This window comes from Streptomyces sp. NPDC057694, assembly GCF_042799415.1.
Lineage (GTDB): Bacteria > Actinomycetota > Actinomycetes > Streptomycetales > Streptomycetaceae > Streptomyces.
On record NZ_JBHVIX010000004.1, the window covers coordinates 349,444 to 362,050 of the forward strand.

Below are 12,607 nucleotides of genomic sequence, written 5' to 3' on the forward strand. Positions count from 1 at the left end.
TCTCCCGTGGATGTGTGTTGTGGGCTGTGGGTGTGTTGGGGTTGGTCGCGCATTTCCCCGCGCCCCCCAAGCGAGCTCCGCTCGCCCAGGGGCGCGGGGAACTGCGCGAGTAGCCCCACCGGGCTGCCCCCGGCGACGAAACCCCTCACGCCCCGGCTCCCTTGTCGGACCCGGCCGCAGCGCGAGCGATCCCGTCTGCGATCAGGTTCGTGCCCAGCGCGAGCACGGCGATGGCCACGACAGGGGCCAGGATCGCCCACGGCTGGACGGCGAGGGCCAGCCGGTTCTCGTTGATCATCAGGCCCCAGTCGGCGGCGCTGGGATCGGAGGCGAAGCCGAGGAAGCCGATGGAGGCGACCAGGCCGACCGAGTAGGTGAGGCGCAGGCCGAGTTCGGCGAGGAGCGGGGCCGACATGTTCGGCAGCAGCTCGCGGAACAGGATCCGGGTGCGCTTCTCGCCGAGCGCCTCGGCGGACTGCACGAACTCGCGGGTGGCGAGGCCGGTCGTCATGCCCCGGGTGAGGCGGGCGACGCGCGGCGCGTGCGAGACGCCGACGACCAGGACGACCAGCCAGCGCTTGGGCCCGGCCACCGACAGCAGGACGAGGACCAGCACGATCTGCGGGAAGGCGAGGATCACGTCGCAGACCCGCATGATGACCTCGTCGAGCCAGCCGCGCGCGTATCCGGCGACGAGTCCGGCGGCGACGCCGAGCACCATGCCGAGCACGGTGGCGGAGACGGCGGTGACGACGACCCAGTTGCCGCCCGCGAGGAGCCGGCTCCACACGTCCTGGCCGAGATAGTCGGTGCCGAGGAACGCGCCGGGAGCGGAGTCCGAGTAGGGGGCGCCGACGATGTCGTTCTCGCCGTGCGGGGAGAACAGCGGGCCGAGGAAGGCGACGCCCACGATGACGACGGTGAGCACGAGGCCGACCCAGGTGCGGCCGGAGGCGAGCGCGCCGCGCAGCCGGAGGCGGCGCGGGGCCGGATCCGTCCCGGTCGTGCCGGTCTTCGTGTCGAGCACAGCGGTGGCCATCACCGCACCCCCGTCCGGAGTTTGGGTGTCACGAGGATGGTCAGGACGTCGGCGATCAGGTTCACGACGACGTAGACGGCGGCGATCAGCAGGGCGAGTGCCTGGATCACCGGGACGTCGCGGTTGCGTACGGCGTCGACCAGGGCGGTTCCGATGCCGGGGTAGAGGAAGAGGCTCTCCACGACGACCACTCCCCCGGCGAGCCAGGCGAGTTGCAGCGCCATGACCTGGATGGCGGGGACGACGGCGTTGCCGAGGGCGTGCCGGGCGACGGCGCGGCGCTCGGGGACGCCCTTGAGCCGCGCCATCTCGACGTAGTCGCTCTCCAGGACCTCGATGAGGCTGGCCCGCAGGATCCGGGCGACGTACGGGACGACGGCCAGGGTGAGGGTCGCCACCGGCAGGATCATGACGACGGGGTCGGTCCAGGGACTGCCGGCCCAGGAGACCGCGACGGACGGCAGCCAGGTGAAGACGACCGTGGAGAAGAGGGTGACCAGGAGGATGCCGATCACGAACTCGGGGAGCGCGGCGGTGCCGAGCAGCGCGACCTGGATGACGTGGTCGACGGCGGTGTCGCGGCGGCGGGCCGAGTAGAGGGCGACGAGCGCCGACAGCGGGGCGATGATGACGGCTGCGACGGCGACCAGCACGGCGCTGTTGGCGATCTTCGTGCCGATGAGGGCGGAGACCGGGCCCTTGGTGGCCAGCGAGGTGCCGAAGTCGCCGGTGAGCACGCCGCCGAGCCAGGAGAAGTACTGGTGCACGGCGGACCGGTCGAGGCCGAGGTCGGAGCGGAGCGCGGCCAGGCGCGCGGGGGTGGCCGAGCGGCCGAGGATCGCCTCGGCCGGGTCGCCCAGCAGATGCGTGGCGGTGAACACCAGCAGGGAGATCAGCCAGAGGGTGAGGACCGCCATGCCGACACGGCGCAGCGTCCACAGGGTCCAGGTGCGTATCGGGCTGGGGGCGTCGTCGCGGTGGAGGGACCCGTCCGCCGCGGGAACCGCCGCCGGCTCAGTTGCTGACCGAGACATTGCGGAACTCGTAGTTGGAGAGGGGGAGGTTGGCGTTCGGGGTGAAGCCGGTGACGTTCGCCGCGTAGGCGTCCACCTGGTTCTTGAACCCCCAGACGATGTGCCCGCCGCGGTCGTACTCGATCTTCTGGGCGGCCTGGAGCAGGTCTTTGCGCTTGTCGGCGTCGAATTCGCGTCGGGCCCGGGTCATGAGGCTGTTGAACTCCGGATCGTTCCAGTGGGTTTCGTTGTACGGGGAGGACTTCAGGGAGCCGGAGTCCACCTGCGGGACGTAGTTCCGGGTGATCCAGTAGTCCTGGGCGAGGGGCCAGCTCAGGTAGCGGTCGCCGTAGAAGGTCGCCGCGTCGGCGATGCGGACGTTGACGTGGACGCCGGCGCCCTTGGCCTGCTGGGCGAAGAGCTGGGCGGCCTCGATGGAGCCGGCGCCGATGCCGGACGAGGTGACGAGTTCCACGCTGAGGTTCTCGTGACCGGCCGCCTTGAGGAGCGAGCGCGCGCGGCCCAGGTCCTGGTGGCGCTGGGGCAGTTGACTCGCGTAGGCGACGTCGAGCGGCGCGTACATGTCGTTGCCGACGCGGCCCTGACCGCCGAGCGCCTGGTCGACCATCTGCGGCCGGTCGACGATGAGCCGGAAGGCCTGGCGGACCCGGACGTCGTCGAAGGGCGCGGTGTCGACACGCATCGTGATGGGGTTCCAGGAACCGGTCTTCGATATCAGCACCTGCCCGCCCTGGTTCTTGATCATGTCGATGTAGGCGGGCGGCAGGTTGTCGATGGCGTCGAGCTGTCTGCTCAGCAGCGCGTTGATCTTCGCGGTGTCGTCGGCGAAGTCGAGGATGACGACCTCGTCGAGGTAGGCGGGCCGGCGCCAGTAGTCGGCGAACCGCCGGAAGGTGGACCGGTCGCCGGGCGAGAACGAGTGGTACGTGAACGGTCCGGTACCGACCGGCCGCTTCAGGTCGAAGTCCTCGGGGATGATCCCGAGGGTGTACTGCGCGAGCAGATCCTCGAACAGGGCGTACGGGGTCTTCAGCGGGATCCGCACCGTGGTGGCGTTCTCCCGCTTCAGGCCCTTCGCGTCGAGCATCTCGAGGCTGCCGGCGCCCGCGGTGGGCGCCTTGGGGTCGACGACGCGGCGCAGGGTCGCGATGACATCGTTGGCATCGAGCGTCTTGCCGTTGTGGAACTCGATCCCCTTGCGCAGCTTCACCACCCAGGTCTTGCCGTCCTTCGACGATTCGAGGGACTCGGCGAGCAGCGGCTTGATGCGGTAGTCGGCGTCGTGCGTGAAGAGCGGTTCGAAGAGGTTCACCACGCGCGACTGGTCCGGGTACGTCAGCGGGCTGTGCGGGTCGAGGCTGTCCTTGGCGCTGCCGCCGCTGACGCCGACGCGCAGCGTGCCGCCGCGCTGTGGCTTCCCGTTGGACGCGGCGACGACGGGTCGCGAGCAGGCGCTCAGCAGACCCGCGGCCGGGACGGTGCCGGCGAGCAGGGCGCCGCCGCGCAGCACGCTGCGGCGGCTCAGCCCGCGGGACCTGACCCGGGGATCGTCGCCGGGCGGAGAAACACTGTCGGACATGGTGGGGCCTCGCCTCCAGATCACAAGACGTACGTGACGTTCACATGGTGCGATCGCCGCTCGGATGCTGAGAACATAGGTACGGCCGTGAGGGAGGTCAAGTGAGGAAGATCCAGGTCGCAGGCCGTGCGCCTGCGCTCCTGCCCACGTTGAACACTTGTATTCCACTCAGTGAAGAACAGGGCTAGAGAGCCGAGGAACAGATACCTATGCCGAACGCACGGCACACCACGGACAACGGTGAATCCGCCCAGGTCAGCGAGGGTGCAAGCCCTTCGGGCAAGGTGCAGTCCCTGGAGCGCGCGATCACCTTGCTGCGGGCGACGGCGGACAGCGCGCCGGACGGCGACACCGCCACGAATCTCGCGGCCCGCTGCGAGCTGAACCGCGCGACGGCCTGGCGGCTGCTCTCGACCATGGAGCGGTTCGGTCTGGTGGAGCGCAGCCCGGTCACCAACCGCTACACGGTCGGTTTCGAGGTGGCCCGGATGGCGTCGGTCGCCGGGTACGACGGGCTGATCCGCCGCGCGCACGGCACCCTGCGCCGGATCAGCGAGCAGACCGGCGAGACGGCCGACCTCGCGGTGGTGCAGCAGCTCGGGCTCACCTATGTCGACGAGGTGACGCCGCCGGTGGTGCTCAGCGCCAAGTGGCTCGGCCGGCAGGTGCCGCTGCACGCCACGTCCACCGGCAAGGCCCTGCTCGCCTGGCTGCCCGAGGAGGAGGGGGACGCCCTGCTCGGCGAGGCGCTGGAGGCGTTCACGGACACGACGATCACCGACCGGCGACGGCTGCGGGCCGAGCTCGACCGGACCCGGGAGCGCGGCTACAGCGTCTGCGTGGGCGAGATGGAACGCAGCCTGTACGGGGTCTCCGCGCCGGTGCTCGGCAGCCGGGGCCGGCCCTTCGCGGTGGTCAGCATCTGGGGTCCGCACGACCGGGTGCCGGAGTCGCGCTTCGAGACGCTCGGGCCGCTCGCGCGGGCCGCGGCGGAGGAGATCGCGCGGGCCACGGAGACACTCTGACACCCGCCTTCGCAGCGTTCATTTCGTGCGACGGTCGCTCGCATGATGAAACGCGGGTTGAGATCATCACCGCTCCGTGGTTACGGTCGTGACGTCCCGGGCCCGAGCCGCCCGCCTCCCTCCCGAGAGGAACCGACGCGACCCATGAACCAGGACGTCGTCATCACCTGCGCCCTCACCGGCGCCGGTGACACCGTGCGCAAGAGCCCCCACGTCCCCGTCACCCCCGAGCAGATCGCCGCCTCCGCGGTGCAGGCCGCCGAGGCCGGTGCCGCCGCGGTCCACATCCACGTACGCGATCCGGAGACCGGCGCGCCGTCGCGTGATCCGCGGCTGTACCGCGAGGTCGTCGAGCGCATCAAGGAGACCGGCACCGACGTCGTCATCAACCTCACCGCGGGGATGGGCGGCGACCTGGTCGTCGACCCCGACGAGCCGCTGCGGCACCTTCCCGGCACCGATCTCGTCGGCGGCCTGGAGCGGCTGCCGCACGTCGAGCAACTGCTCCCCGACATCTGCACCCTGGACTGCGGCTCGCTGAACTTCGGTGACGGCTCGAACCTCTACATCTCCACGCCCGACATGCTGCGGGCCGGAGCCAAACGCATCCAGGAGCTGGGCGTACGGCCGGAGTTGGAGATCTTCGACACCGGACACCTGTGGTTCGCCAAGCAGTTGCTCGCCGAAGGCCTGCTCGACGACCCGACCGTCTTCCAGCTCTGCATGGGCGTGCCGTGGGGCGCGCCCGCCGATCCCGGGGTGCTCCAGTCGATGGTGCACATGCTGCCCGAGGGCGCGCAGTGGGCGAGCTTCGCGCTCGGCCGGATGCAGATGCCGTGGGTGGCGCAGTCGGTCCTGCTCGGCGGGCACGTACGCGTCGGCCTGGAGGACAACCTCTATCTCGGCAAGGGTGTCAAGGCCACCAACGCCCAGCTGGTGGAGCGCGCCGTGACGATCGTCGAGGCGATGGGTGCCCGGGTCGCCACGCCCGACGAGGCCCGCCTCAAGCTCGGCCTCAAGCCCCGCAGTTGAGCACCGACCACCCCAAGGAGCCCTCGATGAGTTCCCCGCAGAAGACCTCCCCGGACAGGCCGTCCCCCGAGACCGTGCGGCGGGTCGCCTGCGTCGGCGCCGGAGTGATCGGCGGCGGCTGGGTCGCCCATTTCCTCGGCCGCGGCTACGACGTCACCGCGTGGGACCCGGCGCCCGACGCCGAGGCCCGGCTGCGACGTCTGGTGGACGCGGCCTGGCCCGCCCTCGAACAGCTGGGACTCGCCCCCGGCGCGTCGCCGGACCGGCTCACGGTCACCGGCACCCTCGAAGAGGCCGTCGCGGACGCCGAGTTCGTGCAGGAGAGCGCGCCCGAGAAGCTGGAGCTGAAGCGCGAACTGCTCGCGAAGCTGGACGCCGCGACGCCCGCAGGCGTCGTGATCGCGTCCTCCACCTCCGGCTATCCGATGACCGACATGCAGACGGCGGCGGCCGCTCCGGGCCGTCTCGTCGTCGGACACCCCTTCAATCCGCCCTACCTCGTCCCGCTGGTCGAGGTGGCGGGCGGCGAGCAGACCGACGCGGACGCCGTGAGCTGGCTGTCGCGCTTCTACGAGAGCGCGGGCAAATCCGTGATCACCATGGACCGGGAGGTCCCCGGCTTCATCGCCAACCGCCTCCAGGAGGCCCTGTGGCGGGAGGCTTTGCACATGGTGGCCAACGGTGAGGCGACGGTCGCCGACATCGACCGGTCGATCACCGAGGGGCCGGGACTGCGCTGGGCGGTCATGGGACCGATGCTCACCTTCGCGCTGGCGGGCGGCGAGGGCGGCATGGCCCACATGCTCGACCACTTCGGGCCGTCCCTGAAGTCGCCGTGGACCCGGCTCGAAGCCCCCGAGCTGGACAAGGAGTTGTACGACGCCGTGGTCTCCGGCTGCGACGACGCGGCCGGCGGACGGACCGTCGCCGATCTGGTCGGCGAGCGCGACCGGGGCGTCATCGCCGTACTGCGCGCCACCGGCCGGCTGCCTGGAACAGGTGCCGCGTGAGCGGCCTCCCGCTGTTCCACGAGACCGTGCGGCCGGAGTGGATCGACTACAACGGCCACATGAGCGAGGCGTTCTACGTCCTGGTCTTCGGGTTCGCGACCGACGCGCTGATGGACCGTACGGGACTCGACGCCGCCTACCGCGAGAGCACCGGCTGTTCGCTGTACACGGTCGAGTCCCATGTCCGCTATCTGCGCGACGTGCCCGAGGGGGCCCCGCTCACCGTGCGCACGCGGGTGCTCGGCGCGGCCGGGAAGAAGGCGCGGTTCACGCACGAGATGTACGCCGACGGCCCCGACCCCGTCGCCACCATCGAACTGCTCGCCCTGCACGTCGACCAGAAGGCGGGCCGGGCGGTCCCCTTCCCCGACTCGCTGCGGGACGGGCTCGCGGCGCTGGCGGAACCGCCGCCGCAATGGGCGGGACGTTCGGTCACCGGTCCCTGAAAACCATTGCGGCGCGCGGCCGGGCCTGATTGCCTTCGCGCCATGAACGATCTCCGTGTACGGTCCGCCGCCCCCACCGATCTCGACGCCGTGCTCGCCTTCTGGAAGGTGGCCGCCGAGGGCACCAGCATCAGTGACGACCGCGCGGGCGTGGAGCGCCTGGTCGCCCGCGACCACGAGGCGTTGCTGCTCGCCGAGCGCGACGGAGAGCTGGTGGGGACGGTGATCGCCGGATTCGACGGCTGGCGGTGTCATCTGTACCGGCTCGCCGTCCACCCGGACGCGCGTCGGCAGGGCATCGGGTCGGCGCTGCTCGCGGCGGCCGAGGAGCGGTTCCTCGCGCTCGGCGGACGGCGCGGCGACGCGATGGTCCTGGATCGCAACGAACAGGCGCACCACGCGTGGGAGGCGGCCGGTTACGCACGCGAGCCGCAGTGGAGCCGGTGGGTCAAGCCGCTGACCGAGCAGTAGTCGGAACAGCGGCCGGCCGTTTGCTTTGCCGATCCTTTACCATGGGCATGTGCCTCGCTCTCTGCGAGGCACACCAAGCACTCTTCGAAAGGTGTGAGCGTCCGCCCATGGGCGAGCCTCCCAGTAGCCGGTCCCGTCCTCTGCGCGGTCCCCGAGATCGCGCGCCGCTGCCGTCCCTGGCCGATCATGGGACGGAGGTGACGACCCGATGATGACCGAAGTGCTCCTGCTCGCCGTCGCAGTACTGCTCTCCCTGATCTGCGGCGCCTTCGTCGCGGCGGAGTTCTCGCTCACCACCGTCGAGCGCGGCGACCTCGAGGACGCCGTCGAGCGGGGTGAGCGCGGTGCCGCGGGCGCCCTGAAGGCCGTGCGCAACCTCACCTTCCAGCTCTCGGGCGCCCAGCTCGGCATCACGGTCACCAACCTGGTCGTCGGCATGCTCGCCGAGCCGTCGATCGCCAAGCTCATCGCGGGGCCGCTGGAGGCCGTCGGCATCCCGAAGGGCGCGTCGTCGTCGGTGGCGCTCGTGCTGGGTACCGCGCTGTCGACCGTGTTCCTGATGGTCGTCGGTGAGCTGGTGCCGAAGAACTGGGCGATCTCCTCCCCGCTGGCCGTCGCCAAGCGGGTGGCGACGCCGCAGCGCTGGTTCAGCGCGGTGTTCCGGCCGTTCATCTCGCACCTGAACAACACCGCGAACCGGCTCGTGCGCCGCTTCGGCATCGAGCCGACCGAGGAGCTGGCCTCCGCGCGCGGTCCGCAGGAGCTGATGGCCCTGGCCCGCCACTCCGCGAAGGAGGGCGCCCTGGAGGCGGACACCGCCGAGCTGTTCGTGCGCACCCTGAACCTGGCCGACCTCACCGCGGAGAACGTGATGACGCCGCGCGTCCAGGTCGTCGCCCTGGACCTGCAGGCCACCTGCGAGGACGTGGCAAACGCGACGCGGGCCACCGGTCTGTCCCGCTTCCCCGTCTACCGCGGCAACCTCGACACGGTCGTCGGCATCGCGCACATCAAGGACGTGCTCGCCGTGCCCGCCGGGCAGCGCGCCCGCAAGCGCGTGTCCGAGCTGCTGCGCGAACCGCTCCTGGTGCCCGAGACGCTCTCCGTCGACCAGCTCCTCGACCGGCTGTCCGGCAAGCGCACCATGGCCGTCGTCATCGACGAGTACGGCGGCACGGCCGGCGTGGCCACGCTGGAGGACATCGTCGAGGAGGTCGTCGGCGAGGTGCGGGACGAGCACGATCCGCACGAGACGTCCGACATCGCGCCCGCAGGCGTGGACGACGCGGGGCGCACCCTGTACTCGGCCGACGGCGCCGCCCGCACCGACCAGCTCGCCCGGGTCGGACTGCGTACGCCCGACGGCCCGTACGAGACCCTGGCCGGGCTCGTCGCCACCGAGCTGGGCCGCATCCCCGACATCGGCGACAGTGTCGAGGTCGCCGGGTGGCGGCTCGACGTCGTGGACGCGCACGGACACCGTGCCGCCCGCGTCCTGCTGCACGCCCCGCTCGCCACCGACGCCGTGCAGGAGGAGGCCCGATGACCGCGATCCAGCTCCTGATCGGTCTGGCGACCCTGGTCGTCAACGCCTTCTTCGTCGGCGCCGAGTTCGCGCTGATCTCCGTACGCCGCAGCCAGATCGAACCGCATGCCGAGGAGGGCGACCGCCGGGCGCGCAGCGTCCTGTGGGGTCTGAAGCACGTGTCGGCGCTGCTGGCCGCGGCCCAGCTCGGCATCACGCTGTGCACCCTGGTGCTCGGCATCGTCGCCGAACCCGCCATCGCGCATCTGCTGGAGCCGGTCTTCGACGCCGTCGGGATGCCGCACGGCCTGGTCCACCCGATCGCGTTCGTGATCGCGCTGGCCGTGGCGACGTATCTGCACATGCTGCTCGGCGAGATGGTGCCGAAGAACATCGCGCTCGCCGAACCGGTGCGCTCCGCGCTGCTGCTCGGCCCGCCGCTGGTCGCCGTCGCGCGCGCCCTGCGCCCGGTGATCTTCGCCGTCAACGCCTTCGCGAACGCCCTGCTGAAGCTGTTGCGCGTGGAGACGAAGGACGAGGTCTCGGCGACGTTCTCGGACAGCGAGCTGGCCCGGATCGTCCGGGACTCCTCCGAGGCAGGTCTGATCGACGACCGTGCGCAGGAACGCCTGCGCGACGCACTGGAACTGGGCCACCGCCCGGTCAAGGACGTCGTGCTCCCGCTGGAGAAGGTCGTCTACGCGCGCATGGGCGTCACTCCGGAGCAGCTGGAGCAGCTGTCCGCCGAGTCCGGGTTCTCGCGCTTCCCGGTCGTGGACGAGAGCCGGCGCATCGTCGGCTACCTCCACGTGAAGGACGCGCTGGACGCGATGCCGCGCGACCTGCCGTTCCGGGTGCCGGACATGCGGTCCATCGCACGGGTGCGCGAGGCGACGCCGATGGACGACGTGCTGACCGCGATGCGGCGCAGCCGGACCCATGTCGCGGCGGTGCTCGGCGCGGACGGCAGGCTCGCGGGTCTGGTCACCATGGAGGACCTGCTGAGGGAGCTGTTCGGCCAGACCGTGTGAGGAGGCGGGTGGCCTCTGGCTCGCTGCCCGGACCTGCGGCGCACGCGGCCGGGGCGACCGGGTTACCATCGCTGTCGCCATGCAGATGAATGCCAACTACACCAGCCTTGTCGCGGTCGGCGACTCCTTCACCGAGGGCATGTCGGACCTGCTGCCCGACGGCTCCTACCGCGGCTGGGCCGACCTGCTGGCCGGCCGGATGGCCGCGCACACGCCAGGCTTCCGGTACGCGAACCTGGCCGTGCGCGGCAAGCTCATCGGCCAGATCGTCGACGAGCAGGTCGATGTCGCCGCGGCGATGAAGCCCGACGTCGTCACCCTCGTGGGCGGCCTCAACGACACGCTGCGCCCCAAGGTCGACATGGTCCGGGTCCGCGACCTGCTGACCGAGGCCGTCGAGAAGCTCGCGCCCTCCTGCGAGCAGCTGGTCCTGATGCGCAGCCCTGGCCGCAACGGCCCCGTGATGGAGCGGTTCCGCCCCCGCATGGAGGAGCTGTTCACCTGCATCGACGACCTCGCGGCCCGGCACGGCGCCGTCGTCGTCGACCTGTACGGGTCCGGTGTCCTCGGCGACCAGCGACTCTGGGACGTCGACCGGCTGCACCTGACGGCGGAGGGCCACCGCCGGGTCGCCGAGGCGGTCTGGCAGGCGCTCGGGTACGAGCCCGAGGACGACTGGCGCGCGCCGCTGCCGCTCGCGGTGCCGCCGACCTGGGTGACACGACGGGTCAGCGACGCCCGCTTCGCCAAGCAGCACCTGGTCCCGTGGATCGGCCGCCGCCTGACCGGCAGGTCCTCCGGGGACGGCCGGCCGCCGAAGCGCGCCGACCTCACGCCGTACGACAGCTGAGACCTGCCACGAGCGGGGTCACCGGATGCGGTGCGCCTTCCAGAAGGGGCCGAGGTCGTTGTCCGTCATGGACTGGGCGGCCCGCTTGAAGTCGGCTGTGGTGGAGACGCCGTACCAATGGTCGCGGGCGTACCGCTTGAGCAGTCGGGCCATGGTGCCGGGGCCGAGTGTGCGTTCCAGATCGGCCAGGGCGCAGGGCCCGGCCGTGTAGATGAGGTGGTACGTGCCGGGGTGATGCGACCAGTAGTTCATCGAGCTGGTCAGCGAGGCGTCGCCGTCGGGCCAGGAGACGTCCGACCAGCAGTCGCGGGTGCTCCAGCCGTAGAAGCGGGCATTGGCGTACTGGGCGAAGCTTTCGTCCAGCCACGGTGCGGAGTATTCGTCGTTGCCGACGATGCCGTACCACCACTGGTGCGCCACCTCGTGGACGGCGGCGCCGCCCTCCTCGGTGGTGCCGAGGACGACGAGGCCGGGATACTCCATGCCGCCGCCGAACCGGCTGGTCATCACGAGGTCGATCTCGCCGTACGGGTACCGGCCGAACTCCCGGCCGAAGCGGTCGATCGCGGCGACGGTGTCCACGCGGTTGCCGCGCACGCCCGCGGCAGGGGTGTCGGACGCCCAGTACGACTTCACGGACACGCCCCCGACCGTGGTGTCGGTCGCCGTGCGGAACGGGCCCGCCGCCCAGGCGAAGTCCCGGACTCGCTCCGCGACGCTGAGCGTGACCGTACGGCCGGCGCGACCGGGCAGTGTCCGGGTGCGGCCGGTCGCCGGGACCTTCAGGGACGACGGGTGGTCGAGTCGGACGTGGAAGTCGCCGGTGAGGCTGTAGAAGCTCTCGCCGGACGACACGTAGGGGTCGAGATGCCGGCCTTTCGCGTCGTGCACGGCGAGCACCGGCAGCGCGTTGCCCAGGAAGCGGTAGGCGCCTTCGCGGCCGAAGCGGGCATTGCGGTCCGGCACGGTGATCGAGACGTCGAAGGCGATGGACGTCCGCAGGTGGCGCGCGAGCGGCTTCGGCAGCGCCATGCGCAGAGCCGTGCAGTTCACGGAGAGCCGTCCCGGTGTGCCACCGCGGACCCTCGTCACCGTGACGGGAGAGGGCGCGGCGGGCGTACCGCACGAGTCCTCGCCGTTGCCCCACAGCCGGAGGTACACCTCGCGCAGCGGCCGATCGGACCCGTTCCGGAACGACACCCGTACCCGTCCCGTCCAGCGGGTGCCGTCGGCGTCGGACCGCAGGGCCACGTCGTAGCGCGCGTGATCGGGTGTCGCGGCGGCCCCGGACGGTCCCTGTCCGGGCGCCGCGCCGAAGGCACCCGCTCCGCCTCCCAGCGCCGCGAACAGCATGAGCAGCACGACGAACAGCCGAAGGCCGGACCTCGGCGCACCCCTGGATGACGGTGACATGCCAGCGGATCCTGTCACATCGCACCGCCCGCAGGACCCCCTCGGACAGAAGTAGGTCGGAGCACTCCGGTTCGCCGATCCAGGGCCTGTGACCTGTACGTTCCTACATCCGATGGACGGTTCGGAGCCTGTAGGGACGCCCGGTAAACTCC

The 12,607-nt window shown here is 71.1% G+C and carries 12 protein-coding genes; 8 read left to right on the forward strand and 4 right to left on the reverse strand.

All coding sequences use genetic code 11. The features are described 5' to 3' along the window. Nucleotides 1-145 precede the first annotated feature (145 nt). The 3 genes from ACFVDP_RS13760 to ACFVDP_RS13770 are packed head-to-tail and all read right to left on the reverse strand — an operon-like array spanning nt 146 to nt 3,652. Nucleotides 146-1,039: an ABC transporter permease gene (locus tag ACFVDP_RS13760; RefSeq protein WP_383488166.1), complete on the reverse strand. Its 894-nt coding sequence runs from the start codon at nt 1,037-1,039 to the stop codon at nt 146-148. After that, complete coding sequence (locus ACFVDP_RS13765; protein ID WP_383488169.1) at nt 1,039-2,073, reverse strand: ABC transporter permease; 1,035 nt, start codon at nt 2,071-2,073, stop codon at nt 1,039-1,041. Before ACFVDP_RS13765 ends, ACFVDP_RS13760 begins: the two co-directional genes overlap by 1 nt. Next, nucleotides 2,054-3,652 carry an ABC transporter substrate-binding protein gene (locus ACFVDP_RS13770; protein WP_383488172.1) on the reverse strand — a complete coding sequence of 533 codons (1,599 nt, stop codon included), beginning with the start codon at nt 3,650-3,652 and terminating at the stop codon, nt 2,054-2,056. Before ACFVDP_RS13770 ends, ACFVDP_RS13765 begins: the two co-directional genes overlap by 20 nt. 209 nt (nt 3,653-3,861) lie before the next feature. Between ACFVDP_RS13770 and ACFVDP_RS13775 the strand changes: the two genes are divergently transcribed. The 8 genes from ACFVDP_RS13775 (at nt 3,862) to ACFVDP_RS13810 (ending at nt 11,042) form a co-directional block, all read left to right on the forward strand. After that, a complete protein-coding gene (locus ACFVDP_RS13775; protein ID WP_383488175.1) occupies nt 3,862-4,677 on the forward strand; it encodes an IclR family transcriptional regulator in 816 nt (271 codons plus the stop codon). 144 nt (nt 4,678-4,821) lie between these two features. Further along, entirely contained in the window at nt 4,822-5,709 is an 888-nt protein-coding gene (locus ACFVDP_RS13780; RefSeq protein ID WP_383488178.1) for a 3-keto-5-aminohexanoate cleavage protein, read from the forward strand. Between the two features lie 26 nt (nt 5,710-5,735). Then, nucleotides 5,736-6,719: a 3-hydroxyacyl-CoA dehydrogenase NAD-binding domain-containing protein gene (locus tag ACFVDP_RS13785; RefSeq protein WP_383488180.1), complete on the forward strand. Its 984-nt coding sequence runs from the start codon at nt 5,736-5,738 to the stop codon at nt 6,717-6,719. Next, entirely contained in the window at nt 6,716-7,165 is a 450-nt protein-coding gene (locus ACFVDP_RS13790) for a thioesterase family protein (protein WP_383488183.1), read from the forward strand. The genes ACFVDP_RS13785 and ACFVDP_RS13790 overlap by 4 nt, the downstream gene beginning before the upstream one ends. Nucleotides 7,166-7,207: 42 nt before the next feature. Next, nucleotides 7,208-7,636: a GNAT family N-acetyltransferase gene (locus tag ACFVDP_RS13795; protein ID WP_383488186.1), complete on the forward strand. Its 429-nt coding sequence runs from the start codon at nt 7,208-7,210 to the stop codon at nt 7,634-7,636. A gap of 211 nt (nt 7,637-7,847) precedes the next feature. Beyond that, nucleotides 7,848-9,182, forward strand: coding sequence for a hemolysin family protein (locus tag ACFVDP_RS13800; RefSeq protein ID WP_383488569.1), 1,335 nt, complete (start codon nt 7,848-7,850; stop codon nt 9,180-9,182). Further along, entirely contained in the window at nt 9,179-10,192 is a 1,014-nt protein-coding gene (locus ACFVDP_RS13805; RefSeq protein ID WP_383488189.1) for a hemolysin family protein, read from the forward strand. The genes ACFVDP_RS13800 and ACFVDP_RS13805 overlap by 4 nt, the downstream gene beginning before the upstream one ends. 79 nt (nt 10,193-10,271) lie before the next feature. Beyond that, entirely contained in the window at nt 10,272-11,042 is a 771-nt protein-coding gene (locus ACFVDP_RS13810; protein WP_383488192.1) for an SGNH/GDSL hydrolase family protein, read from the forward strand. Nucleotides 11,043-11,060: 18 nt separating this feature from the next. On the opposite strand, the gene ACFVDP_RS13815 is transcribed toward ACFVDP_RS13810, so the two are convergent. After that, nucleotides 11,061-12,455 carry a M1 family metallopeptidase gene (locus tag ACFVDP_RS13815; RefSeq protein WP_383488195.1) on the reverse strand — a complete coding sequence of 465 codons (1,395 nt, stop codon included), beginning with the start codon at nt 12,453-12,455 and terminating at the stop codon, nt 11,061-11,063. Nucleotides 12,456-12,607 lie beyond the last annotated feature (152 nt).

Bases quoted from the DNA above. Each gene is read 5' to 3' on its own strand.
- ACFVDP_RS13800 (WP_383488569.1), top strand. From the start codon at position 7,848: ATGACCGAAGTGCTCCTGCTCGCCGTCGCAGTACTGCTCTCCCTGATC.
- ACFVDP_RS13775 (WP_383488175.1), top strand. From the start codon at position 3,862: ATGCCGAACGCACGGCACACCACGGACAACGGTGAATCCGCCCAGGTC.
- ACFVDP_RS13815 (WP_383488195.1), bottom strand. From the start codon at position 12,455: ATGTCACCGTCATCCAGGGGTGCGCCGAGGTCCGGCCTTCGGCTGTTC.
- ACFVDP_RS13765 (WP_383488169.1), bottom strand. From the start codon at position 2,073: ATGTCTCGGTCAGCAACTGAGCCGGCGGCGGTTCCCGCGGCGGACGGG.
- ACFVDP_RS13785 (WP_383488180.1), top strand. From the start codon at position 5,736: ATGAGTTCCCCGCAGAAGACCTCCCCGGACAGGCCGTCCCCCGAGACC.
- ACFVDP_RS13780 (WP_383488178.1), top strand. From the start codon at position 4,822: ATGAACCAGGACGTCGTCATCACCTGCGCCCTCACCGGCGCCGGTGAC.
- ACFVDP_RS13770 (WP_383488172.1), bottom strand. From the start codon at position 3,652: ATGTCCGACAGTGTTTCTCCGCCCGGCGACGATCCCCGGGTCAGGTCC.
- ACFVDP_RS13795 (WP_383488186.1), top strand. From the start codon at position 7,208: ATGAACGATCTCCGTGTACGGTCCGCCGCCCCCACCGATCTCGACGCC.
- ACFVDP_RS13760 (WP_383488166.1), bottom strand. From the start codon at position 1,039: ATGGCCACCGCTGTGCTCGACACGAAGACCGGCACGACCGGGACGGAT.
- ACFVDP_RS13810 (WP_383488192.1), top strand. From the start codon at position 10,272: ATGCAGATGAATGCCAACTACACCAGCCTTGTCGCGGTCGGCGACTCC.
- ACFVDP_RS13805 (WP_383488189.1), top strand. From the start codon at position 9,179: ATGACCGCGATCCAGCTCCTGATCGGTCTGGCGACCCTGGTCGTCAAC.